Annotated in this window: 19 protein-coding genes; 13 read left to right on the top strand and 6 right to left on the bottom strand. The window is 44.6% G+C overall.

All coding sequences use genetic code 11. The features are described from left to right. The first annotated feature begins 49 nt into the window (after window positions 1-49). From ACVBDU_RS08015 to clpX, 10 genes are all read left to right on the top strand, one after another. Window positions 50-1,618 carry a RagB/SusD family nutrient uptake outer membrane protein gene (locus ACVBDU_RS08015; protein ID WP_447179237.1) on the top strand — a complete coding sequence of 523 codons (1,569 nt, stop codon included), beginning with the start codon at window positions 50-52 and terminating at the stop codon, window positions 1,616-1,618. 93 nt (window positions 1,619-1,711) lie between these two features. Then, on the top strand, window positions 1,712-2,776 hold the full coding sequence (locus tag ACVBDU_RS08020; RefSeq protein WP_447179238.1) for a SusE domain-containing protein: 1,065 nt from the start codon (window positions 1,712-1,714) through the stop codon (window positions 2,774-2,776). 92 nt (window positions 2,777-2,868) lie between these two features. Next, a complete protein-coding gene (locus ACVBDU_RS08025; protein WP_447179239.1) occupies window positions 2,869-4,302 on the top strand; it encodes an alpha-amylase in 1,434 nt (477 codons plus the stop codon). Between the two features lie 340 nt (window positions 4,303-4,642). Further along, window positions 4,643-7,726, top strand: coding sequence for a SusC/RagA family TonB-linked outer membrane protein (locus ACVBDU_RS08030; RefSeq protein ID WP_447179240.1), 3,084 nt, complete (start codon window positions 4,643-4,645; stop codon window positions 7,724-7,726). Window positions 7,727-7,736: 10 nt separating this feature from the next. Next, a complete protein-coding gene (locus ACVBDU_RS08035) occupies window positions 7,737-9,254 on the top strand; it encodes a RagB/SusD family nutrient uptake outer membrane protein (RefSeq protein WP_447179241.1) in 1,518 nt (505 codons plus the stop codon). A 125-nt stretch (window positions 9,255-9,379) separates the two neighbouring features. Continuing rightward, entirely contained in the window at window positions 9,380-11,464 is a 2,085-nt protein-coding gene (locus ACVBDU_RS08040; protein ID WP_447179242.1) for a TonB-dependent receptor family protein, read from the top strand. 281 nt (window positions 11,465-11,745) lie between these two features. Beyond that, entirely contained in the window at window positions 11,746-12,102 is a 357-nt protein-coding gene (locus ACVBDU_RS08045; RefSeq protein ID WP_447179243.1) for a phage holin family protein, read from the top strand. A gap of 319 nt (window positions 12,103-12,421) precedes the next feature. Further along, window positions 12,422-13,744: a trigger factor gene (gene tig / locus ACVBDU_RS08050; RefSeq protein WP_447179244.1), complete on the top strand. Its 1,323-nt coding sequence runs from the start codon at window positions 12,422-12,424 to the stop codon at window positions 13,742-13,744. 80 nt (window positions 13,745-13,824) lie between these two features. Next, on the top strand, window positions 13,825-14,499 hold the full coding sequence (clpP, locus tag ACVBDU_RS08055; RefSeq protein WP_447179245.1) for an ATP-dependent Clp endopeptidase proteolytic subunit ClpP: 675 nt from the start codon (window positions 13,825-13,827) through the stop codon (window positions 14,497-14,499). A 153-nt stretch (window positions 14,500-14,652) separates the two neighbouring features. Continuing rightward, window positions 14,653-15,885 (top strand): ATP-dependent Clp protease ATP-binding subunit ClpX, encoded by a 1,233-nt coding sequence (clpX, locus tag ACVBDU_RS08060; RefSeq protein WP_447179246.1) that lies wholly within the window; start codon window positions 14,653-14,655, stop codon window positions 15,883-15,885. 1,002 nt (window positions 15,886-16,887) lie between these two features. On the opposite strand, the gene ACVBDU_RS08065 is transcribed toward clpX, so the two are convergent. Continuing rightward, a complete protein-coding gene (locus ACVBDU_RS08065; RefSeq protein ID WP_447179247.1) occupies window positions 16,888-18,444 on the bottom strand; it encodes a GH3 auxin-responsive promoter family protein in 1,557 nt (518 codons plus the stop codon). A gap of 64 nt (window positions 18,445-18,508) precedes the next feature. Here ACVBDU_RS08065 and ACVBDU_RS08070 point away from each other — a divergent pair, with 64 nt between their 5' ends. Next, the gene (locus tag ACVBDU_RS08070) at window positions 18,509-19,303 is read left to right on the top strand and encodes a DUF2797 domain-containing protein (protein WP_447179248.1); all 795 of its coding nucleotides are present in this window, start codon (window positions 18,509-18,511) and stop codon (window positions 19,301-19,303) included. Between the two features lie 66 nt (window positions 19,304-19,369). On the opposite strand, the gene ACVBDU_RS08075 is transcribed toward ACVBDU_RS08070, so the two are convergent. The 5 genes from ACVBDU_RS08075 to ACVBDU_RS08095 all read right to left on the bottom strand — a co-directional run bounded on the left by ACVBDU_RS08075 (window position 19,370) and on the right by ACVBDU_RS08095 (window position 23,742). After that, a complete protein-coding gene (locus tag ACVBDU_RS08075; RefSeq protein WP_447179249.1) occupies window positions 19,370-20,101 on the bottom strand; it encodes a LytR/AlgR family response regulator transcription factor in 732 nt (243 codons plus the stop codon). Next, on the bottom strand, window positions 20,098-21,324 hold the full coding sequence (locus ACVBDU_RS08080) for a sensor histidine kinase (protein ID WP_447179250.1): 1,227 nt from the start codon (window positions 21,322-21,324) through the stop codon (window positions 20,098-20,100). The genes ACVBDU_RS08075 and ACVBDU_RS08080 overlap by 4 nt, the downstream gene beginning before the upstream one ends. A gap of 12 nt (window positions 21,325-21,336) precedes the next feature. Continuing rightward, window positions 21,337-21,675 carry a DUF4907 domain-containing protein gene (locus ACVBDU_RS08085; protein WP_447179251.1) on the bottom strand — a complete coding sequence of 113 codons (339 nt, stop codon included), beginning with the start codon at window positions 21,673-21,675 and terminating at the stop codon, window positions 21,337-21,339. 174 nt (window positions 21,676-21,849) lie between these two features. Next, window positions 21,850-22,854 (bottom strand): Kelch repeat-containing protein, encoded by a 1,005-nt coding sequence (locus ACVBDU_RS08090; protein WP_447179252.1) that lies wholly within the window; start codon window positions 22,852-22,854, stop codon window positions 21,850-21,852. A gap of 12 nt (window positions 22,855-22,866) precedes the next feature. Continuing rightward, entirely contained in the window at window positions 22,867-23,742 is an 876-nt protein-coding gene (locus ACVBDU_RS08095) for a hypothetical protein (protein WP_447179253.1), read from the bottom strand. A gap of 218 nt (window positions 23,743-23,960) precedes the next feature. Here ACVBDU_RS08095 and ACVBDU_RS08100 point away from each other — a divergent pair, with 218 nt between their 5' ends. Together ACVBDU_RS08100 and bamG are read left to right on the top strand one after the other, a co-directional pair. Then, window positions 23,961-25,289, top strand: coding sequence for a DUF4270 family protein (locus tag ACVBDU_RS08100; protein ID WP_447179254.1), 1,329 nt, complete (start codon window positions 23,961-23,963; stop codon window positions 25,287-25,289). 52 nt (window positions 25,290-25,341) lie between these two features. Beyond that, window positions 25,342-26,583, top strand: coding sequence for a BamG family beta-barrel-assembly machinery protein (gene bamG / locus ACVBDU_RS08105; protein WP_447179255.1), 1,242 nt, complete (start codon window positions 25,342-25,344; stop codon window positions 26,581-26,583). Window positions 26,584-26,649 lie beyond the last annotated feature (66 nt).

A 26,649-nucleotide genomic window follows, 5' to 3' on the forward strand; every position in this document is an offset into this window, starting at 1 on the left:
TCAGAGCATTTTAAATCTCACTTAGTGAGTAAATTCTAAGATATTCGACATGAAAAAAATAAAGTTTAAATATATATACGCAGGTATACTGGGACTCATGACAGTCCTGATAACTTCCTGTACCGGCGACCTGGACACAGATCCGCGGGTCGAGCAAACCAAAGACAACATCCTGGACGAAGACCCGGATGCTTACAAGGGAATGCTCGCCAAGATATACAGTGCCTTTATACTCACGGGCCAGGAAACTTCCGGACAGACCGATGTGGTAGCTCCCGATGCCGGGGCTTCCTCCTACATCCGGAACTACTGGAACTTCCAGGAACTCACCACAGATGAGGCCCTGAACCGTTGGGGAGATGGCGGACTGGACGCACTGAACCGGCTGAACTGGACTGCCGGGAACAACTTTGTACGTATCCTTTACGACCGTATTTACCTGGAAATAGCCATGGCCAACAATTTCCTGAGAGAAACCGACGGTTTGGAAGATACGGAGATACAGGACTTCAGGAACGAGGCCCGTTTTTTACGAGCCCTGGCCTACTGGCATGCCATAGACATGTTCGGTAACGTACCTTTTGTAACAGAAAACGATCCCGTAGGCAACTTCGAGCCACCGAGGTACACCCGCGAAGAGCTGTTCGGCTATGTGGAAAGCGAACTCCTTGAGATCATTTCTTTGATGAAAGAACCGCGATCCAACGAATATGCAAGGGCCGACAGGGTTGCCGGGTGGATGCTTCTGGCCAAACTCTACCTGAACGCGGAAGTATATATTGGAGAGCCCAAATACAGCGAAGCCCTGACCTATCTGGATAAAATAGTTAATGAAGGCGGATATACGCTGGAACCGGAATATCAGAACCTGTTCCTTGCGGACAATGATAATTCCGGGGAGATCATCCTGCCCCTGGCTTCAGACGGATTGCGCAGCCAGTCTTACGGAGGCACTACCTACATCATCCATGCCGGGATAAGCAATTCCACGATGGACCCTTCCGATTACGGAGTTAACGGAGGATGGGAAGGAAACCGCACTACTTCGTCTTTTGCAGACCTTTTCGGCAACCTGGATACCAACAATGATCAACGGGCGCTGTTCCACACCGAAGGACATATTAAGGAGAATACCGATTATACGGCGTTTAATAACGGTTATGCCATTGCCAAATACAAAAACATCACTTCTACGGGCGATATCGGGTCCGATACGAGCGGGGAATTCGTGGATACGGATTATCCTTTGTTCCGTCTCGCGGATGCCTACCTCATGTATGCGGAAGCCGCAGTACGTACCGGCGGGGATATGGCCACCGCAACAAATTTGGTAAACCGCCTGAGAGAACGTGCCTATGGGGATACTTCCGGAAACATCAACTCCTCACAACTCACCCTCGATTTTATCCTCGATGAAAGAGGGAGAGAACTGTATTGGGAAGGACACCGCAGGACGGATCTCATACGTTTCGGAAGGTTTACGGGCAGTAATTATGTATGGCCGTGGAAAGGCGGCAGTCTGAACGGTTCCGGCGTTGAGTCGTTCCGCACCTTGCTCCCCATTCCGCTGACCGATCTGAGCGTAAATTCCAACCTGGTTCAAAATCCGGGATATTAATGTATACCGGGATAAGGGTATGCGAATCTCCTTCGCATACCCAAAATCTCCGGACATAACAACACCTTAAACGCTAACCTAAAAGCATAAAAAATGAAAACACCGAATTTTATAGCCACACTGGTTCTTGCAGCCGGATTATTCTGGTCCTGCTCGGACGATGACAACGGCCCGGTAATTATCCCTTCCGATGAACCGGCCATTACCGCCCCCACATCAGGAAGCAGTTATATACTTACAGCGGATAATACCACAGAACAGGCAGATCGCTTTGTCTGGAACAAAGCTAACTTTAATGTGCCTACACAAATAAACTACAGCCTTCAGGCGGACATCCCGGGCAATGACTTTCAGTCACCCGCAACGCTGGGAGAAACTACCGCCACGCAGCTCAGTGTTAGTGTAGAGCACCTTAACAACACTGGCCTGGCCCTTGGTTTAACAACGGAAGAAGCTTCAGAAATGGAAGTTCGGGTCGTAGCATCGGTAAGCGATGATTTTGACATGCTGATTTCCCCGGTTATACATATTAGTGTTACCCCTTACGGTTCTGGTAATACCGGTCCGTCTTTTCTGTGGGTCCCGGGAGGATATCAATCCGCCGGGAATTACGGGCAGGACTGGACCCCGGCCGAAGCACCTCAACTCCGGTCGCTTCCTTCTTCCGATAAGGAATACGAAGGGTATATCTATTTTGCCAATACATCGGAATACAAATTTACGGCAGCACCGGAATGGGGCAACGGAGAATACGGAGACGGTGGATCGGGCATCTTGTTGCTAAACGACGGACCCAATTTATCCGCCCCGGCAGGTTATTACCTGGTACAGGTGGATACGGAGAAACTTACTTACAGTCTGCTGGACACCAACTGGGGTGTCATCGGCGATGCCATTCCCGGAACCGGATGGGACAGCGATGTGGATATGACTTATGATGTGGCAAAGAAAACCTGGACTATTGAACTGGACCTGCAACCCGGAGAACTGAAATTCCGGGCCAATGATGACTGGGACCTGAATTACGGAGATGATGAAGGCGACGGTATCCTTGAAAATGGAGGAACCAACATAAAAATAGATGCAGGCGGAAGTTACACCCTGGTTCTCAATTTAAGCGATCCGGGAGAATATACATACACAATTACCGCGAAATAAGCCTTCGTATCCCTGTTAAATTAATGATATAAACGGAATGCGGATACAAACAGATCCCATTCCGTTTTTTTATAACCCACCAAACCAAAATGATGAAAACACCACACACTTTTCCGAAAAAGATATTTGTCTTTGTTTTTTTTGCCCTTACCCTCCTCGCATGCAGCAGCGATAACACAAATTATACTGTAGATCCGCCGGAGACTATTCCCGAAAAATCCGATCTGAGCCAATACGACAACGGCCAACGGGTAATGATACAGGCATTTTACTGGGATGTAGAACCACGGTTCGAATGGTGGAATATACTGTCTGAAAAAGTAGAGGACTGGGCCGCAACAGGTATAGACCGGATATGGCTTCCCGTAGCCACCAAAGGACAATCGGGCGAATATTCCATGGGATATGACCCTTCGGATTATTTTGATTTTGGTGAATTTGATCAGCACGGTACCATCCCTACCCGTTTCGGCACCAGGAAACAACTGGAAAACCTCATACAAAAAGCCCATGACAACGGACTGGAAGTAATCGCCGATATCGTACTTAATCACAATTCCGGTGGCGGAGAAGAATTTAATCCGTACCGGGATAAAAGCACATACACGCTTTTTGATTCTATAAATGGTAACGCTTCCGGAAAATTTAACCGGAACCGCGAAGATTTTCATCCCAACAGCGTACATGAACATGACGAAGAAGCCCTTTTCTTCGAGGAACAGGACCTTTGTCATCATCAGCCCAGGGTACAGGAATGGCTTTGGAAAGGAGAAAACTCCGTAGCCCGATACTACAAAAGCACTATGAAATTCGACGGTTGGCGCTTCGATTATGTAAAAGGTTTCGGCGCGTGGGTGGTAAAGGACTGGAATGATGAGGTCGGCGGCTTTTCCGTAGGAGAGTATTGGGACGGCCATGCACCTAATCTTGTGGAATGGGTGGAAGCCTCCGGCTCGGCTGCATTCGACTTTGCCTGTTTCTATAAGCTTGACGAAGCCCTTGACCGAAATAGTGACCTCACTATACTGGATGGGGATATGCTTCGGAAGACCCACCCGGAGAAGGCTGTTACTTTTGTAGCCAATCACGATACGGAAAAAGACGAAAATCCGGAAAACAATATCAGTGCCGCCAATAAAATGCTGGCATATGCCTATATTCTTACCCACGACGGTTACCCTACCATTTTTTACGGGGATTACGAAAACAACAACTACAAATCCAGGTTAAAAGACCTTATCCGCATTCACAATAGTATTGCTTCCGGGGATATGGAAATACTGCATCACAGTGAGGAAGAATATATCATGAAAAGAAATGGTGGCGATGATAATCCGGGGCTTATACTCTACATGAACATTGGCACCGGTAACCGGCAAAGAACTGTCTTATCCGACTGGAAAGAGAAAAAACTCGTAGACTATTCCGGCAATACCAGCGCATGGCTGATTACCGATAGCGAAGGACAGGTAACCATAGAAGCCCCTGCGCGGGGTTTTGCTGTATGGTCGATTTCCGGAGAGTAATTTCTCCGGAATTATCCTGAATATTCCTGTAAAATAAAATAACAGTCCTTTTCTTTTATTTTTGACCTAAAAACAATACATATCTTCCTGGTTATCACATTTTTCACAAAAACCACACTCCATTCAAAAGCTAATTTTTTTACTAAATATTAATTTATAAGTATATTTTATACACATATAATCAAATAAATGATTATTAATTGATCATATGTTAAAATACCTAAAGTTATTAACACTACAACGTTTTCGTTTCACAACCCTGTGGCAGTATTAAAAATTTCACATAAATTTAACTTTATAATGATTTTCACATTGCCAAAACACATCAAAATTACTATTTATGAAAATTAACTTTATTAAAAATCTGGCCTTGATCTTTACCATATTCGTATATGGTGGCGTTCAGGCACAGATAACCATATCCGGAACAGTTTCGGATGCCATGGGGCCTTTACCTGGTGCTAATATCCTGGTAAAGGGTACTACCAACGGAACTCAATCGGACTTTGACGGAAATTATTCCCTGGATAATGTGGGAGAAGACGATATCCTGGTTATTAGTTACGTAGGATTCAAAACCCAGGAAATCCCTGTAAACGGGAGATCAACGATAAATATAACCATGTCCGAAGATGCCCAGGCACTGGATGAAGTGGTTATCATAGGTTACGGTGAAACAACGAGAAGGGACGCTACCGGCTCTGTGGTCTCCGTGAAAGCCGAAGACTTCAACAAAGGGGTCATTTCCGCACCGGAAGAACTGATACAGGGGAAAAGTGCGGGGGTACAGATCACTTCTTCCAGTGGTGAGCCCGGGGCAGGGATCAATATCCGTATCCGGGGTACGTCTTCCGTAAGAAGCAATAACAACCCGTTATTTGTGGTAGACGGTATTCCGCTTTCCGGCGATAATACTTCCTCCGGAGGTGCAGATATAGGACGCGGGGCCTCGTCCTCCAAAAATCCGTTGAATTTTATCAATCCCAACGATATTGCCAGTATCGATGTACTTAAAGACGCCTCCGCAACAGCCATTTACGGCTCCAGGGGAGCCAACGGGGTAGTTATTATTACCACGAAAAGCGGAAAAGGCCAGGAAGGCACCCTGGAATATTCGACTACCACCAGTGTCTCTTCCCCCGCCAACACATACGATTTGTTGAACAGGGAACAGTTCCTCCAGGGTATAGATAAATACGGAGGGATTATAAGCGAACAGGATAAAGGAGCAAACACCGACTGGCAGGACGAAATATCCCGTACGTCGTTTTCACATACGCACAACCTCTCCTACTCCAATGGTTATGACACCGGTAATTACAGGCTGTCGCTGAGTTATTCCGATCAGGAAGGGATTATCAAAAACTCCTCTATGGAGCGTCTTAACGGAAGGCTCAACCTGAATCAACGTCTCTTCAATGACAAGTTGAAGCTTGGGGCACAGATCACCTTTTCCCGGGTAAATGACGAAGCTCCCCTCATTACCGACAATGCAGGTTTTGAAGGGGACCTTCTCGGCGCTACTTATGCCGCCAACCCTACCTGGCCTGCAGATCCCGAATACCAGTTCTCTACTTCCACTCTCAATCCCCTGGCATTACTGAAATACTATCAGGATAATACACATACGGACAGGAGTCTTATTAACCTGTCCGCGCAATATGACTTTACGGATGAATTCAATGTAAAGGTCAATACCGGTTTTGACAATTCATCTTCCAAAAGGGAAGGTGCACTTTCTCCTTTGTTATTTATGGGAGGGGTATTCGAAAACGGACGGGCTTTTATTTCAGAAATAGACAATAGCAGTCAGTTACTCGAAGTATTGTTCAATTATCGCAAGGAATTTCAAAACTCCAAAATTACCGCGATGCTGGGATACTCCTACCAGGAATTTAAGAACGAAGGCAGAAATTACCAGGGATGGGGATTCTCAGGCACTGATATGGACGGTATGATCGGGGACCTCAAGGCAACGGACAGGAGCATAAGAAACTCCATTACCGGATCATATCAGCAATACGGATACGGCACGACCGAAGCTTTTGTGAACCGTTTATTCCCGGAAGATGTTACCGAAGAAATTGCCGTATCCGGTGTTCCTACAAGGGCTGCGATCTCTGATTGGTTCAACTATACCGATGAGCTACAATCTTTCTTCGGCCGGTTAAATTATACGCTCAAAGATCGCTACCTGTTTACGGCCACACTCCGGGCGGACGGGTCTTCCCGTTTCGGGGGTAACAACAAATACGGGTACTTCCCTTCCGGGGCTTTTGCCTGGATATTGTCTGATGAAGAATTTATCCCCGATGTTTTTTATAACCTAAAATTACGACTGGGTTACGGTGTAACCGGAAACCAGGAAATACCACATAACCGTTACCAGACCAGGCAACGATATGCCGGACTTGGTATCAATGCCAATAGTGGTGAAGTACAGCGGGTAGGTCTGGATAATGTGGCTTTCGCCAATCCGGACCTGAAATGGGAGCAGACCCAGCAGTTTAATGTAGGTGTGGATTTTGGTTTTCTGGATAACCGTTTGAGCGGGTCCATCGACCTTTACCGAAAAAACACTACAGATCTGTTAATGCAGATTATGTCCGCACAACCTGCCCCGCAGGAATTTGTCTACCGCAACCTCGATGCCGATGTTATAAACAAAGGTTTCGAGATTACATTGAACTACGGCATCATAGAAACCGAGGATTTTACGTGGGATTTAGGCACCAACCTGTCCTATAACGATAATATGGTGAAAAACTTTGACGGAACCGTAGATACGGGAGGCATAAACGGACAGGGACTTACCGGGGCATTTGCCCAGCGTATACAGGACGGCCAGCCCCTGTTTTCCTATTTCCTCAGGGAATTTACCGGATATAACGAAAACGGTTTGGCCGAATATGAAGGCGGAGACCTTCAAAAGTTTGTCGGCAAAAGCGCACTGCCTGAATATAACCTCGGTATATCTACCAGCTTTAACTATAAAAACTGGGACCTGTCCGCTTTCTTTGCCGGTCAGTTCGGTCACTACATCTATAATAATACTCAGAATGCCTTCTTTACTGCCGGAGCTATCGGAAACGGGAGAAATGTTACCCGTGATGTACTCAGCAGTGAAGAGTCCAATCTCAATGCTCCCGATGTATCTACCCGGTTCCTGGAAAAAGGAGATTTTCTGCGATTACAGAATATTACCATTGGGCATAATTTCAGTTTTGCCGAAGATTCCAATGTATTCAAATCTTTCCGGGTTTATGCCAATGCCCAGAACCTGTTTGTTATCACTAATTATTCCGGACTGGACCCTGAAGTAAATGTAAACAAGGAACTGGATGGTGTCCCTTCACTGGGAATAGACTATACCTCTTACCCGAGGCCGAGAATATTCACTTTAGGGTTAAATGTAACATTCTAAAAAAGTAATCATGAAAAGTATAACCAGAAACATTCTCACTATAAGTTGCATAATCCTCGCTTTTTCCTGTACCGACCTGGAGGTAGATGAAAAAGACTCCATCGTGATTCCGGATACCGATGAAGGCTTTGGCGGAGTGAACCCCGAACAAACATTAAATTCCGCATATGTTGACATCCGTAATACCTTTAACACACAGGAAGCCTTATACGGCCTGTCCGAAGTTTCCACAGACGAGGTTCTCGTCCCGACAAGAGGTACCGACTGGGGCGATAACGGGGTATGGAGACTTCTCCACGAACATACCTGGGACCCCACTCACCGCGATGTATTAAACACGTGGAACCGGTTAAATTCCAATATATTCCGAATTAACCAGTTACTCGCTACGCAATCCGAAGCAAATGCACAGCAGGCAGCGGAAGGTAAATTCCTCCGGGCTTTCAGCATGTTCCATGTTATGGATCTCTATGGCCAGGTACCTTTTCGTGAAGCAGATGAAGGCGTGGATGTGAATCCGAGGGTATTTACCGCAAGCGAAGCTTTTGACTTTATTATAAACGACCTCAACGAAGCACTTTCCGACCTTCCTGCCCTCGCTCCCGGCGTGGGAACCATAAAAGCTTCCAAAGCATCTGTTCATTTTCTTCTGGCCAAATTATATCTTAACAAGCACCTATATAAAGGAACTGAAAGTCCGGATCCGGCAGATATGACCAGGGTAATAGAAGAGGTGGATGCCATTGCCGCAGATGGTTTTGAATTACAGGAAGGTTTTTTCGATATCTTTAAAAATGACCCTGATAATGAAACCATATGGTATACGGATGCTTCGGTAGCCACCAGAATGTGGCCCGGACTGCATTACCACCAGGTAGTATCCGACTATACTTCGGGCGGATGGAATGGTTTTTCTACACTTTCCGGGCTTTTTGATCTTTTTGAAGGTCCGTCCGATACCAACGCAGAAGGTTCCGGACAGGAAGAACGAAGAGGATATGTACCCTCTCAGGGCATAGGATACGGTTTCCTTGTAGGGCAGCAATATGCAGCCGACGGAACTCCCCTGAACGACCGGGCAGGTAACCCGTTGGTTTTTACCAGGGAGTTCCCGGGCCTGGTAGGTAATAACGAAAGGACAGGGATAAGAATCCTTAAATACCATCCTGACAACGGTGGAGAAGCCACCGGCATGATCATCTTCCGGTATGCCGATGCCCATCTGATGAAAGCCGAAGCTATACTCAGGGGTGGATCTTCAGGGGAAGACGCCACAGCACTGGTCAATGAACTCAGGGCTATAAGAGGTGCATCCGCATTCAGTTCCGTAGATCTTCCTGAATTGCTTGACGAAAGAGCACGGGAACTATATATAGAAGGCTGGAGGAGAAATGACATGATCCGCTTTGGCGTATTTACCGACACTTGGGAATTTAAAGAAAATACCGAAGAATTCCGGGTTCTCTACCCCATTCCCGCCACCGCGCTGGTATCCAATCCGAACCTGGCTCAAAACCCCGGATATTAATTTCAGGAAATACCGTTTTCTACTGATTTATTTTGAATTAAAAAAGAGATTGTCCGTTCGGCAGTCTCTTTTTTGTTTTCCGGTTTTCCTGTTTTATTTTACTATTTTTATAGCAAAACCCCGGAATGAAAAAGAAAATCAAAGCAGCTCTCCTCCCGGTTGTAGTATGGCTCCTCCCCTTTATTTCTATGGCACAGGACAAACAAACAACTCTTCTTGAAGAGGTCATTGTCAGTTCGGATTCTCTTTCTGCCATACAACGGGACAGTTCCCTTATCGTACCGGTCTCTGTTACTACCCGTCAGCAACTGGAACAGTACAGTCCTGTGGACATAACCTGGGCCATAAATCAGATACCGGGCGTTTACATGCTCTCCGGAGGGATGAATGTAAACCGTATAACCATAAGGGGCGTAGGCGCCCGAACACCGTATGGAAGCAATAAAGTAAGGACATATCTGGATGATATTCCCATTACCAACGGTATAGGAGAAACTTCCATAGAAGTATTCGACCCCGAAAGCATAAGCCAGGTTGAAATTATACAGGGACCGAAAGCCGTTACTTACGGTACTAACCTTGGCGGGGCACTTCTGCTCCGATCCGTGACCCCCTCAAAATCATACGTTCGGAACAGTTTTACCTTCGGCTCATATCAACTGTTGAAAAACACCACCAATGCCGTCTATGCCGGAGAAAAACTGTCCGTCAACCTGAATTACGAGCACCTGGAAACCGACGGATACCGGGAAAACAGCGCTTATCGCCGCAACGCAGTGTTATTGAATAGCTCTTATCGGTTTAACGACAACAATTCACTCACCATTCTCTTTAACCAAATAGATTACAACGCCTACATCCCCAGTTCCATAAGCAAGACCGTCCTGGAGGAAAATCCGCAGCAGGCCGCTTCCAACTGGCTTGAGGCCAAAGGTTACAAAAACAGTAAAACCACCCTGGCAGGATTGAGCTATACACATCGCTTCAATCCCAACCTGCAAAACACTACCAGTATCTTTTACACCTATACGGATCACTACGAACCGCGTCCTTTTAATATTTTGGCCGGCTTTACCAACGGCTATGGTATAAGAAGCGTATTCCGGCAGGACTTTGCTTTCCGTAATGAAAAGGCTACTATACATCTCGGCACCGAAATGTATAAGGATATGTACAATTGGGAAACCATAGAGAACCTGTACCTGGAAAATGACGGAAACGGAACCCTGGAAGGAGCGCAGTTAAGTGATAATAAAGAATACAGGAATCAACTCCACCTCTTTTCTTCTCTTACGTTACCTCTCACCAGGGGATTAAAAGTACAATTGGGGCTGAATACCAATTTCACCTCCTACAATTTCCTGGATTATTACAACAGTGGAGATGATAACACGAGTGCATCCCGTCGCTTCGACCCCATACTCGCCCCTTCACTCAACCTCGATTACCAATATAATACACATGCCAGGTTTTACGCAAATATCAGTCGCGGGTTTTCCTTCCCCGGCACCGAAGAAACTCTAACCCCGGAAGGCGTTATAAATCCCGAACTGGGACCGGAAAAAGGAATGCATTACGAAGCTGGCATAAATCTTAAGTTACTGAAAAACCGTCTTCGCCTGTCCGCCGCCGCATATACCATGACCATCAAAGACCTTTTGGTGGCGCAGCGTGTGGGAGAAGATCAATATATCGGGAAAAATGCGGGAAAAACCGAGCATAAGGGTATAGAGATCACCGCAGAATACCATCTCCCCCTTACCCGAAACCTGGCAATTATTCCATTTATCAACACATCCGTGAACGATCATCGTTTTATCCGTTTTATCGATGGAGACAATAATTATTCCGGTAATAATCTTACCGGGGTACCGGATAACAAGACAAATGCCGGAATACGGGTAGTACATCAAAGCGGGCTGTATTTTTATATCAACTACCAATACGTCGGGGAGATCCCCCTTACCGACGCCAATTCCCTGTACACGGATTCTTATGGGGTGGCCAATGCAAAAGCAGGATATAAAAAAGAGATATTGGAAAAACTTATCCTGGAAGTCTCCGGCGGCATCAACAACATTACCGATAAAAACTATGCGCAGTCCGTGCTGATCAACGCCATAGGATTCGGAAATTCCGAGCCTCGCTTTTACTATCCCGGCCTTCCGCAAAATTTCTACGGCGGAGTTCAGTTGCGCTATATGTTATAAATTACAGGTTACAGGTTTGATGCCGAAGAGCAGTTTTAGGCACAAAGCGAGGTGGCTGAGTGTCCCGGCTCCGCCGGGATGTATTGAAGCCACCGGGATTCCAGGTTGCAATTATATTTTTTCAATGCGTTTGCCCTGATTTGCCTTATACCCAATAGTTACAAAACGAGAGAAATTACCTATTTTTGTTTAGTATCCGATATATACTAAACAAAAAATAACCGACAGGGAGACGGTCCGGAAAGACTATTTTTTCTGTCGCCCGAAAAAAAGAGAAAAATATGAACACTATCTTAAGAGTATTGCTGACCGCCCTGGCCGTGGTGATCCTGGCAAAAATACTCCCCGGTGTAAGTGTGGACAGTTATCTCACAGCTGTTCTCGTTGCCGTGGTACTGGCCCTTTTAAACCTTCTTGTAAAACCCGTACTCATTATCCTCACCCTGCCAATCACCATAATTACGCTCGGACTGTTTCTCCTTATAATCAATGCGGTTGTTATTTTGATCACAGACAGTCTCATAGGCGGATTTCATGTAGCCAATATCTGGTGGGCGTTACTGTTCAGTCTTTTGCTTTCCTTCCTACAATCCATTCTGCATTCCTTCCTAAAAGAAAATACAGACGGAACCAAATAAGGAATTGCAGGCAAAGTACTTCTAATGTTATTCTGGACTGATTCGGAAAATATCCCTTGATTTCACAGTCCGGAATAACAGAATTACCACTCGCTTCCCTTACACATTTGCATCTGTGTTCCAAACTTATCTCAGATCACACATCCCGTACGCCTCTGCTCCTTCTCTTCTGATACACAGAAGCCACCTTCATAAAAGGCCGTACTCATCAGAAAAACCCACTCTAAAATTCAGACGCTCAAAAAGTTGGTTAACATTACAAAATGTTCTAATTTTGCACCCTGTTTTATATGCCATGTTAATTTATTAAAGCGAATAAATGGATATTACAAGAGAGCACATAGATGAATTGAATGCAATAGTAAAAGTTGCTATTAGCAAGGACGATTACAGTGACAAAGTAGCTACAGTCCTTAATGATTACCGCAAGAAAGCGAACATTCCCGGTTTCAGAAAAGGACATGTGCCACTGGGATTAGTGAAGAAACAATACGGAAAAGCGGTTTTGGTAGATGAGGTAAACAAACTTTTACAGGATGCCCTTGATAAGTATCTGACCGAAGAAAAACTGGATGTACTCGGAAACCCGCTACCTAAAGCACAGGAAAGTTTTGACTGGGATGCGGAAGATCTTTCTTTTGAATTCGAACTGGGACTTGTTCCGGACTTTGAGGTAACCCTTAAAGGAAAGAAATCTATCACCAGCTACCGGATCGTTGCAGATGACAAAATGCTTGACGAGCAGATAGAACGAATTCAAAAACAATATGGAAAACTCATATCCAAGGATGCGGTTGAAGAAGGTGACGAAATTACCGGAACCTTTACCAGCGAAGAAAAGGAAATTGAAAACAAGGCCACTTTTTCCCTCGACAAAATAAAGGGAAAGAGGAACCTCGGCAAATTTACCGGAGCTAAAGCAGGGGATGTCCTGGAACTGAAAACAAAAAGCCTCTTTCAGGACGATCACGACCTGATGCACTCCCTGAAAGTCGGCCACGATGAAGTTCACGACCTGGATATTACCGTAAACTTTACCATCGAAGAAATAAACAAAAGAGAGCTCGCAGAGCTCAACCAGGAACTCTTTGACAAGCTTTTCCCCGGAGGAACGGTAACTTCCGAAGAAGAACTGCGTGCCAGGATCAAAGAAGATGCCGAAAAACAATTCGAACAACAGGCAGATCAGAAATTGCTGAACGATGTAACCGAATACCTGGTGGAAAGTACTAAATTCGATCTTCCTGCGGAATTCCTGAAAAAATGGATACAACAAACCGGTGAAGATCCCCTTACGGAAGATCAGGCAAGTGAAGAATACGAAAAATCGGAAAAAGGATTGAGGTATCAGCTTATCGAAGGCAAAATAATCCGTGATAATGAATTGCAGGTAACATTCGATGAGCTAAAAGACTTTGCCAAGGAATTCATCAAAATACAGATGGCACAGTTCGGGCAAACAGATCCTTCCGAAGAAGAACTGGACAGCATTGCTGCCAGGATACTTTCTAACCAGGATGAAATAAAACGCCTGTCCGAGCAGCTGATGAGCAAAAAACTGCTCACCCTTTACAAAGAAAAGGCTAACCTCAAAACTAAGGAAGTTAGTTACGAAGACTTCGTTAAAGAGGTATACCAATAGTCCGCAGAGACAAAAAAATAACTATATTTAAGGCGTTAAATTCAGTTGATTTAACGCCTTATTATATAAAATGAAAAACTATGGATTATAAAAAGGAATTTAAAAAATACGCTATACAGCATCACGGGGTAAACAGTATGTATTACGATAAAATCGTAAGCAGAATGGCCCCGGTGGGTATGACTCCGAACATCATAGAAGAACGTCAGATGAACGCCGTGGCAATGGATGTGTTTTCACGCCTTATGATGGACAGGATCATATTTTTGGGAACCGCTATAGACGACCAGATAGCAAATATCATACAGGCACAGTTATTGTTCCTTTCCAGTGTAGACTCTTCCAAAGACATAGAAATATATATCAATTCTCCCGGAGGAGGTGTGTACGCAGGTTTAGGTATTTATGACACCATGCAGTTCATAAAACCAGATGTTGCTACTATCTGTACCGGAATAGCGGCTTCTATGGCAGCCGTACTGCTTTGTGCGGGCGAAAAAGGAAAAAGGAGCGGTCTTACACACTCCAGGGTAATGATACATCAGCCCCTTGGAGGCGCACAAGGCCAGGCCAGTGATATAGAGATCACCGCAAGGGAAATCCTGAAACTTAAAGATGAACTTTATAAGATCATTGCCAACCATTCCGGCCAATCTTATGACAAAGTCAACACAGACAGTGACCGGGATTACTGGATGAAAGCTGATGAGGCCAAGGAATACGGTATGATCGACGAGATACTGGCCCGAAAATAAAAGAGGAACACCTCTTTCCGGTCCCTTAAGAAAAAGTAAAATGCCAAAAATATAAGGGAACCGGAATAAGCGAAGACTAATATCCCGGTTTTCCAACAATAAATTACCACCCTGTTCTTTTACGAGCAGGGCTTGCACACTAAAAAAATTGTTATGGCGAAAGAAGAATTAGAATGCTCGTTTTGCGGAAGGAAAAAACCGGAAACCAACCTGCTTATTGCCGGCTTGGATGCGCATATATGTGACCGCTGTATTGAACAGGCCCATAGCATTGTTCTGGAAGAAATCAAACAATCGCAGTCGGAAGAACTCTCGACCGAACTCATACTGAAAAAACCACTGGAAATAAAATCCTTCCTCGATCAATATATCATAGGACAGGATTTCACCAAGAAGGTAATGTCGGTTGCGGTTTACAACCACTATAAAAGATTGTTGCAGCCCACTTCCAAAGATGATATAGAAATACAAAAGAGCAACATCATTATGGTAGGGCAGACCGGTACGGGAAAGACCCTTATGGCGCGGACTATTGCCAAAATGCTCAATGTGCCCCTGGCTATCGTGGATGCAACGGTACTCACCGAAGCGGGATATGTGGGAGAAGATGTGGAAAGTATCCTTACCCGGCTCTTACAGGCTGCAGATTACAACCTGGAAAAAGCCGAAAGAGGTATTGTCTTTATCGATGAGATCGATAAGATCGCCCGAAAGAGCGACAACCCTTCCATCACCCGCGATGTATCCGGCGAAGGCGTACAACAGGCTTTACTGAAATTGCTGGAAGGGACAGTGGTAAACGTACCACCGAAAGGCGGAAGAAAACACCCGGACCAGAAGTTCATCGAAGTAAATACGGAGAATATCCTGTTTATTGCCGGAGGTGCTTTTGACGGCATAGAAAGAATTATCACGAAACGCCTTAACATGCAAGCCATAGGATATAAGGCATCCAGGGAAGAAGAAGTTATCGATGAAGAGAACCTGTTACAATATGTCATCCCGAAAGATCTGAAAGAATTCGGGCTTATCCCCGAGATCATCGGAAGGCTTCCCGTACTCGCCTACATGGACCCGCTGGATGCCGAGGTACTGAGAGCTATACTTACCGAACCGAAGAACGCTATTATAAAACAATACAGCAAGCTCTTTGACATGGACGATATAGCACTTAGCATTACCGATGATGCTCTCGATTTTATTGTGGAAAAAGCAATGGAATATAAACTTGGAGCAAGAGGACTGCGTTCGCTTTGCGAAACCATACTCACGGATGCCATGTTCGATTTGCCAAGTTCTGAGGAAAAATCACTGGAAATAAACCGGCAGTACGCTAACGAAAAAATTTCCAGGGCCAAAATAAATAAATTAAAAGCTGCTTCTTAAAAATGCCGAACATGCTTCGGTCCAAAATAGAAAAGGGCTGCCTGAGATTTACACTGTTATTTCGAGCGAGTCGGGAAACCAATCGCTCCGAAATACCCCTCGGCTCCGCTACCCATGACGTGTTAGGGAAGTTCCCTGCAAATCGCAGAGAAGCGTCTCCCGATAACCATCGGGAGCGAGGAACTGACCGAAGGGAGGTAAAGCCTGCCCTGAGGAGTTGAAGAGTGGCAATCTCCCGGAGGCTGGCAGCATACCCTCAATGGTATACGCATACCTGCCGGGAGGCGCCCCTGGTTTTCGCATAGGTATTTCTCATTACAAGCTCAAAAAAACGGTCATTAAAGCAATCCCTTTGACACCGGAAGTAGTTGGTTAAGCGGCTCAACCATTCCCTTTAGCCGCTTAACCGATTGCTTTGACGGCGTAACCATTTAAGTTGACCGCTTAAGTAGTTGGTTTAGCAGCTTAACCATTCCCTTTAACCGCTTAACCAATTGCTTTGACGGCGTAATCATTTAAGTCGACCGCTTAAGTAGTTGGTTAAGCGGCTCAACCATTCCCTTTAACCGCTTAACCGATTGCTTTGACGGCTTAACCATTTAAGTTGACCGCAGAAGTAGTTGGTTTAGCGGCTCAACCATTCCCTTTAACCGCTTAACCGGTTGCTTTGACGGCTTAACCATTTGAGTTGACCGCAGAAGTAGTTGGTTTAGCGGCTTAACCATTCCCTTTAGCCGCTTAACCGATTGCTTTGACGGCGTAACCGTTTAAGTTGACCGCAGAAGTAGTTGGTTTAGCGGCTTAACCATTCCCTTTAATCGCTTAACCAGATACGTTGGTCGCATAAGTAAGCCCATCGTATAATGCGTTTACTTCGATATCCCGATATTCTTATCGGGATCATCGGGATGGCAGAAGGGGCGTCATTTCAATTTATGCAGTTACCAAAATGTTACTTCTCCGGATGACAGAAAGCAACATCTTCAGACGGCTCCTTTATTTTTAAATATCCATTCCGTTATCTCCCGACACCGGGCCGGTAAAGGAACCATTCATTCCCAGCATTTCTTCCAGGTAATTTCTTTTGTTGGACAGTCTCGGTACTTTATGCTGTCCCCCCAGCTTGTTATACGTTTTCAACCAATCGTAAAACAATCCCTGACGGGCAATATTTATCCTGGGTATATTGAGTGTTATGTTATTGTAGCGTTTTGCTTCGTAATCCGAATTCAGGGATTTCAGGCCTTCGTCCAGCAACACTGTAAATTGCTCCATACTGGCCGGGTACTTCCGGAATTCAATAAGCCACTCATGCCCTCCTTTTTCTTTTCCCTGCATAAATATAGGAGCTACGGTATAATCCACAATCTCACAATTTGCTTCTTTACAGGCTTTTTTCAAAGCTTCTTCCGTATTTTCTATGATCAGTTCTTCCCCGAATACGTTAATAAAATGTTTGGTACGCCCGGTTACTTTAATACGGTAAGGAGCCGTACTGGTAAAACGCACGGTATCTCCTATGAGATATCGCCACAGCCCGGCATTGGTAGTTATAACAATAGCGTAGTTCTTTCCTGTCTCCACTTCCCATAGCGGAATAACTTTCTGGTGGTCGGTACCAAAAGTATCCATGAGGATGAATTCATAGAAGATGCCGTAATCGAGCATCAGCAATAATTCATCCGAATTATTGCGGTCCTGAATGGCGAAAAAACCCTCCGAAGCGTTGTATATCTCATAATATTTAAAAGAATCCCTCGGGAGCAGTCTTTCGTATTGATCGCGATAGGGATTGAAATTAACACCGCCGTGGAAATATACCTCCAGGTTAGTCCACACTTCAAAAAGGTTATCCTTGCCTGTCTTTTCCAGTACCCGGTTGAGCAATACCAGCATCCATGACGGCACTCCGGCCAGGCTGGTCACGTTTTCCTGGACTGTTTCACTGATAATGGCTTCCAGTTTTGTTTCCCATTCGTTCATCAACGAAATCTTATTGCTTGGCGTACTGCTCATCTCAGCCCAGAAAGGAAGGTTGTCTATAATAATGGCAGACAGATCCCCGAAAAAGGTATTATTGTCTTCATAAAGGGACTTACTTCCTCCTAACCTGAGACTCTTCCCGGTAAACAGTTTGGAATCTTCATTATTATTAAAGTAAAGGGATAGCATATCCTTTCCCGCTTTAAAATGACAATCTTCCAGGGATTCCGTACTCACCGGGATAAATTTGCTCTTCGCATTGGTAGTACCGCTGCTCTTGGCAAACCACCGGATAGGTGTGGGCCAGAAAACATTGTGCTCTCCCCTTCTCGATCTTTCTATATACGGCTCGATGTCCTCATACTTATTTATGGGTACATTTTCCCTGAAACGTTCGTAGGTAGTTATGGTCTCAAACCCGTACTTCTTCCCTATATCCGTGTTTCTTGCGGTTATAAGTAACTGATTTAATAACTCAACCTGAACTTCTTCCGGGTATTTCAGGAAGAGTTCCATCTGGTAAAACCTTTTTTTCAGCCACCAGGAAGCTATGGAATTAAACAACGGAATCGACATTTTTGCGTACTTTTACAGTCCTTTTCTATATTGACAGGGAATAAAAATACTAAAAAACTTTACCATGTACCAAGGTGTCCTTATAAAAATGAAGACCGAATTTACCAGTCCCATAAACTACTACCTGGTTTTTAAAAACGACTTTATCCATATGAATCAACTTTTGGACAGAGAAGTAAAGTTATCTTTTGTTTCCTACGAATGCCTGAATTGTCATTTGGACAAGCCCATTTATCGCCAGGGCTTCTGTAAAAGCTGTTTTTATGAAACCGCTTCTGCCGGAGACTGGATAATGCGTCCCGAACTCAGCAAGGCCCATCTGGACGAAGAGGACAGGGATCTGGACTTCGAAAAACAGGTACAGTTACAGCCACATGTGGTATACCTGGCACTATCCAGCGAGGTAAAAGTAGGTGTGACCAGGAAAACACAGGTGCCAACCCGGTGGATCGATCAGGGAGCACACCAGGCCATCGAAGTTGTGGAAGTGCCCAACCGTTACCTTGCCGGAATAACCGAAGTTGCCCTGAAAGAGCACATGACCGACAAAACCAACTGGCGGAAAATGCTTACCAACAGCCTGGCAGATGCTGACCTGGTAATAGAAAAAGACCGCCTCGACGATTTTCTTCCGGAAGAAGTAAAACCGTACTACCTGGACACCAATCAAAAGATCTGCACCATAGATTACCCGGTGCTGCAGTACCCGCAAAAAGTAAAAAGCCTCAACCTCGACAAAACCCCGGAATATTCGGGGAAACTAAAAGGAATTAAAGGGCAGTACCTCATCTTTGAAGACAATACGGTTTTCAATGTAAGGGGAAGTGAAGGATATGTGGTAAACCTGACCGTAAATTGAGTTGTGAATTATAATTTCGGAGGTGCTGTTTCGGGATTGATCGTACATCGTAAATCATAAACTTTTCTAAAGTCCCAGTCGTTCCATAAACTCTGCCTTGTAGCTTTCTCCTATCGGAATCCGGTTATCGTTTATGATGACCTTGTTTTTCTGAACGGAACGGATATAGCTTATGTTAACCACAAAAGATTTGTGAATACGTAAAAACTGTCCTTCCGGAACTTTTTCCAGAAAATCCTTAAAACTCAGCAAGGTCAAAACAGGTTTATTTACCCCGTTCATATGGATTTTAAGATAGTCTTTGAGCCCTTGTATATAAACAATATCGTTTATATCCAGTTTTACGTTTTCATAATCCGCTTTTACAAAAATATATCCTGTCTGTCCCTCCGGAGTTCCGCAGGAAGGTGAAATATGTGGTCTCATGTTTTTGTCTTTTTCTTTAAAACTCATCAATTCTTTAGCTCTTACCACGGCTTTCACAAAGCGGTGATAGGGAATGGGTTTTACGAGATAGTCTACCGCATTCAGTTCAAAACCTTCGATCGCATACTGGGAATAAGCAGTCGTAAAAATAAACAGTGGTTTGTTGTCCATGGAATGAATAAAATCAATACCGCTTATCTGTGGCATTTCTATGTCCGAAAATATAAGGTCTACCTCCCTTTCCTTTATTACCGCTATGGCATCGAGAGCATTGGTATATGTGCCAACAACCTCCATAAACTGTATTTTTTCGCAATAGTCCTTCAGGACATCGATAGCCAGGGGTTCATCATCGATGATTACACATTTCATTTTTTGTCAAATTTTAGAGTTAGACTCACTGTAAAAGTCTCTCCGTCATCCACTATGTCCAGTGTATGCGAATCCGGATACAGCAGGTTGAGCCTGTTCCGTATGTTCTGTAGTCCTACCCCGGAACTCTTATCGTTTTTCTTATACCTTCCGATAATATTCCGGACGTAAAAATGAATGGCATCTTCCTTTATGGAGATCACGGTCTTTACTACTGTCCTTCCCTTATAGTCCGTGCCGTACTTGAAAGCGTTCTCTATAAAGGAAATAAACAAAAGCGGCTGTATTTTTTTATCCCTCTCATTGCCGTAAATATTAAGGGTTACCTGTTCTCCGTTTGACAGCCGCAGTCTTTGCAAGCTTATATAATTCTTAATATATTCCAGTTCCTTACCCAGCGGGACCATATCCCTGTTGGCTTCATACAGCATATAACGCATAAGATCCGAAAGTGTAATCACCGCTTCCGGCGCATCGTTGGACTTCTTTACCGAAAGGGAATAAATACTGTTCAGGGAATTGAAAAGGAAATGCGGATTGAGCTGTGCCTTTAAAAATTGTAGTTCAGAAGTGATCTTTTCCGATTGAATCTGGTTGCGTATCGTCTCTCCTTTTTTCCACTCCATATATATCTTAATGGCCGCACCGACGACAAAATACATACCAACTACTGCTGCTGCCCTGAGAGACATCAAAAGCCGGAAGCGCCACATATCTGTCCTCCCCGCATGTATGGCCGGGGTTGCCCTGCGAAATCCCCGCCTTATTCCCGGCCGCAGTGTATCCCGGGGCATTATATTTTCACTTACTCCCGATCGAACGGAATCAGATGCCGAAGGAGGAGTGTGAAAAGTACTATCCGTCGCGGTAAGGTCGTCTGCCGGATCAAACCTTTTGACTATGGTTACTGCTCCCAGGGGTGGCGCATCAATCCCCCCGATCAGTACTACATTGAATACTATAATGGACAACGATATAAGAATGTATTTCCAAAGCTTTTTCTTTAACAAAAATTTCGGAACCAGGTAAGCGTAATTAAGGTAAAACAAACCTATGTTCAACAGGGTACGATATAGCGTTCTGTAGAGAATTTCTCTCGGAATATATCGTATTTCGGAATATATCTGATAATTGAGCACTATAAAAAAAAACACCCATACGGCGACATGTATGGCGATCTCTTTCAGATTTTTCCTGTTCAGTACCCTGGCAAGAACACCCATCTTCACTATCTTTTAATTGGCTAAATCTAAACAATTTAAACGTACGTGAAGTGCTTTTAACTCTTCCTTAGTAATTGCCGGGCCCTCCTTTTCCATCATTTTTTGTTTGACAAGGCCGGCTACGGCTTTTGCATCGTTATAGGTACAAAAAGGAGATATCTTTTGTACTACAGGTATTATTTCCTGGCGGATAAGTACTTTGTTTCCGCTTTTTACCAAATATCCGTATCCACCCGGAACCTCAACAACTTCCGTTGTTATCTCATCTCTTTTTTGCGGATAAAACAGGTAAATTACCGCAATACCTGTGAGTAGTATTCCCCACAGGACTAAGACTCTCTTTCTTCTCATATGCATTCTCATTGTTATGGTTCCGGACGGACAACAAATATTCCCGATCGATAATGTTCATGTTATGTAACTTTCTGATTCTCCAGGCCCCTTTCCGTAGCTTTCACCATCCGTTTGTTTACACCTTTGACAAGTATTAATTTACGGTCGAAGGCCCGGGAACGGTACACATCACTAATCGTCTTCATCGTATTCTTCCCACGGAAAGAACTCTTTAATGTCGTCCAGGTAAAGACTGCCGGAACGTCCCAGCCCGACAAAGGCCCTTGCCATATTAGAGAAGACCACCGGACTTTGCCTGGAAGTACCTTCATATCCCGTTTTTCGCTCCCAGATATCATACATCGGGTCGTATTCCCAAATAGAGTTCAGGGTTCCGGAAGCGGTACCACAGGCAATATATCCGTAACTACCTATGGAAAAACCTGCGGCATTGCTCCTCACTATACTGTAATCGTCCTCCTCATCGAGGTTGAGCAATTTGGTCCAGCTTTCGGACTGGGGATCAAAAACCCAGAAATCTTTCAGGTAAACCCCATTGGAAACTCCCGTTCCCATATACACCTTATCATCGATGCTAAAACTGGTGGCCCCTCTCCTTTTATCTCCTCCGAAGCCAAACAACTCGGTCCATGTGTCGGCAGACGGATCATATTTCCAGAAATCCTTTCTATCGTTATCCCCGTCGGTTCCCGTACCGAAATATCCGTATCCGTTTGCTGCAAAGGCCAATGCTTCTCTCCTCGGATTTTCCGGAAAATCGGCTATAGATGCCCAGGAATTGCCTCCTGCGTCATAGGCATAAAAATCTCCCAGTTCGTTAACCCCGTCATAACCGGACCCCACGTAACCTTTTCCGCCGATGGCAAAGCCTACTGCCGCACTTCTGGCCGTACCCGGAAAATCTGCTTTCTGTATCCAGTAATCCCCGTCCATGTCATATTCCCAGAAATCGGTACGATAATCATCGCCGTCATATCCTGTTCCGGTATATCCTTTATTCCCTATGGAAAAATAAGCGGAACTACTTCGCGGTTTCCCGTCAAAAACAGAACGGGTCTTCCAGTTCCCCATATCTTCCTCATCGTCGCTGGAACAACCGGCCAGGAACATCAGGAAAAAAACCAGAGAGGCACTGTACACGATAAAATCCGGATTTTTTTTCTTTGTTCTTCTCATTTGTTATTTAGTTTAAAATTTATACTTAATCCCCAGTGATATATAGAGGGAAGATACCATATCATAGGTATGGGTTCTGGTATCGTCCCGGTAAAGATCCAACTCGTTATATATGGTATACCCAAAACCTGCCACAAGGTTCCAGCCCCGGTTAAAATAGTATTCATAGTTTATCCTTCCATTTAGATTCAGGTAACTCAGCTTGTACAACTGCTCTTCGGCTTGTGCAAAATACCCCGTAACGGCATTGACGCCTGCATAGAAGGAGTCCAGGTCCAGTACAGGCCTTACCGTATGTTTCGGGTTAATTTTCCAGGACAGGTACGTATACGGATACCCCACGGCATATGCCCAATGTTCGTTAATTCTCCTTTTATAGTTCAATATGGGCACAAACCGCAGCTTTCCGAATGCCGTGGAATATTCACCTCCTATAACCAGGGAAGAAACAACTCCTCCCGGTTGCTTCCACAGCCTGGTAAAATATGCCCCGTACCCCAGGTTAAACCCTTCACCGGTCCAGTCTCCGTGAAAATCGGATGCTATTTCGGGCTGAACGTAAGCGGTAAACGACCAGACTTCATCCAGGAGATAAGAAACAAACACCTCCGGTTTCAGCGTATATACTTCCGTAAAATGCATCTCATCCGTTGCCGGTGAGGTGTAGGTATAATCCATATCAAACTTTCGAATATCCGCCGCTACACCAATACGAAAACTTCCCGCAGAGAAGACTTTACTTCCCCCGATCCGGGTTTCGTAAATATTCACTCCTTCGTCCGATTTATTTATATTGTACTCCAATTGGATCATTTCCGGAAATTTCTCCTGCCCCGAAATCCTGGCGGTCACCAGGAAAAGACATACAATGATTACTACTGCTTTCACCAATTTTTTGAACAAATCTACACCGCACCCCTCCCGGGCAAAAACGGAATAGATAAACCCTGCCTATTTATATACCAAAAGGGAGGTTTTACGGATGAGATCCACTTATGTGATCTGATAGATAAATAGAGGGTATTGGTATAGGTAACATCCGCAATGGTCGATTTTCATTTTTACCCTATGTCAACCCGGTTATTTTTGCCCAAAATCATTATTATATGCGATACGTATTATTTTTCTGCCTGTCCGTACTTTTATGGTCCTGCGGTGACGACAATGCTTACGATACCGACTTTGAGGCCGGTGAAGATTTTACCGACAGTAACATAAGGGTTCTGTATATCGATACCCTTACAGTAGAAATGTCTACCATTAAATTCGACAGCCTGGTCACATCGGATGCTACCCGAATACTGATAGGTCAGTACCCGGATACCGTTTTCGGGAGGACTACGGCATCGAGTTATTTCGAATTATTACCGACAAGCTACAACATAAACAACGAAGCGTTATATGACAGCATCTCCCTGTTTCTCGGGTACGACAAATATTATTACAATGACACCCTTCAACCTTCTTCCATCCAGGTAAAAAGACTTACAGCCCGTGTAAAACCAGTGGAAGGAAATTCCTTTTACAACGGGCAGTCCATAGCTCATGAAACGGAAAGTCTCGGAGAAATTATTTTTAATCCCAGGCCTTTGAGCGGAAAAGATTCCGTGGAAATTAAACTGGACGATACCTTCGGCGAAGAACTTTTCGAAAGAATACAGAAAAAGAATATTACTACCAACGACCAGCTACGGGAATATTTTAAAGGCCTTACCCTGCAACCCGGAGAAAGTGATGGCGGCGCCGTCCTCGGATTTAACACATCGTCGGACAAAACTTACCTGAGGATTTACTATTCCACCCGGGAAACGGAAGAACCTACGGTACAATATACCGACTTTGCCATTACTACCGGGAACAGCCCCGCAACCTTTTTTAACAGCATCGTTTCCGAAGACAGCGAAACACCTTTCAGCCAGCTTACCACCCGAAAAACACTACTACCCAGTGCCGAAACCGGAAATAAGGTTTTTATTCAGTCCGGAACGGGTATCACCACCAGGATTCGCTTCCCGTCTATCCGTTCCCTTTATGACATTGAGGGTACGGGAACAGTACTCAATGCAGTACTGAAAATAAAACCTACTAACGCGTATTATGACAAACACCTCCCGTTGAAGGATACACTCAACATATTTGTAGTGGACCAGAACAACGACATTACCGAACAGCTTACAACTTCAGAATCTACTGCATTACTGGCCGTACTGAACCGGGCAAACCAGGAGTTTAACGAACTGTATTTCGAAATCCCATTGGGCACCTATATAGAACGCCTCATGACAGCCACCCGGGAAGACCGGAGTTCTCTCATCCTCATCCCATCCCAGTACAGTTCGTCCGTAAACCGTATGGTGCTTAACGGGGAAAACAACGGGGACTACAAAGCTACCCTGGAACTCTTGTATACCATTTATGATGAAAATCAGGAGTAAGTAATCCTCTCATGATATTCCGGATTTCACAGGTCAAAAACACACGATAAATATGAAGAAGATCATTTTTTCCACATGCATTATATGCTGTTTCCTTTCTGCAAATGCCCAATCCGAAGGCCTTACGGGATCACCTTATTCCATGTACGGCCTGGGTATAATCAACCAGGCGAATGTAGGAAAGTACAATGCTCTGGGCCGTGGTGGAATAGCCATGCCCGGAAGCACCGGGATAAACAACCTCAACCCCGCATCCTATGCCTCCATATATGACAAATCATTTCTTTTTGATGTGGGGTTTCAATCGGAGTACAATCATTATTCGAATAAAATAAATGACGAAAGCAAATGGAGCTTTAATTTTTCGAACCTCGCTTTTGCCTTTTCCCTTTCGAAAAGATCGGGTATAGGAGTCACTCTTATTCCGTATACCAATGTGGGATATACCCTATTAGGGGTCACTTCCAATATAGAGGGGTCGGACCAAAAATTCGAAAGTACCATCAACGGTTCCGGCGGACTGAATGATATGAAAGTCAATTACGGCTATCTGCTTTCGGATAAAATACGGCTTGGGGCCAGCGCCTCTTATTTATTCGGAAGTATCAAAGAGAACGAATTCTTCTATATCGGAAGCAGCTATTTTGAGATGAATGAAACCTCGTTCTATAACGGTGTACGGCTGGGACTGGGTTTCCAGTACAACATCTTAAAGAATTTCTCTGTCGGAGGTACCGTTCAGTTACCGGTTTCTCTTGACGGCACTATGGACAGGACCGTTACCAAGACCCTGGACGGGACCGGTGTAACTGTTGAAGACAAAGAAGGCGAAAATATTCCTGACTTCAAACTCCCGACGGAATTAGGTGTCGGCATTTATTTCACCCCCTTCAAAGGGCTTTCCGTAAATGCGGATTACAAAAGGAATTTCTGGAGTTCTACCAATCAAACAGACAACATTGGCAAATATGAAGATCAAGATATTTTCAGTATAGGGGCCGAATACATGAAAAATGCCCGGTCACCGGAATATATAGACAGGGTACAGTTTCGGGGAGGTTTTACTTCGGATAACGGCCATCTTTCCATCAACAATAAAAAAGTAGGGGGATATGCCATTACCACAGGACTGGGGCTTCCGATAAATACCAATACGAACTCTATGCTCAATATCTCGTATTCTTACGGGCAAAAAGGACAATTATCCACCGTTCTCATCAAAGAAAACTATCATTTTATTACCCTGAACATCAGCCTGGAGGATTTGTGGTTTATAAAAAGGAAGTACGATTGAAAAAGTACGAAGTTAGAAGCACGAAGTTAGAAGGATTTTAATGTAAATCCGATTTCAAATGCAATC

This window comes from Sinomicrobium endophyticum, assembly GCF_052983315.1.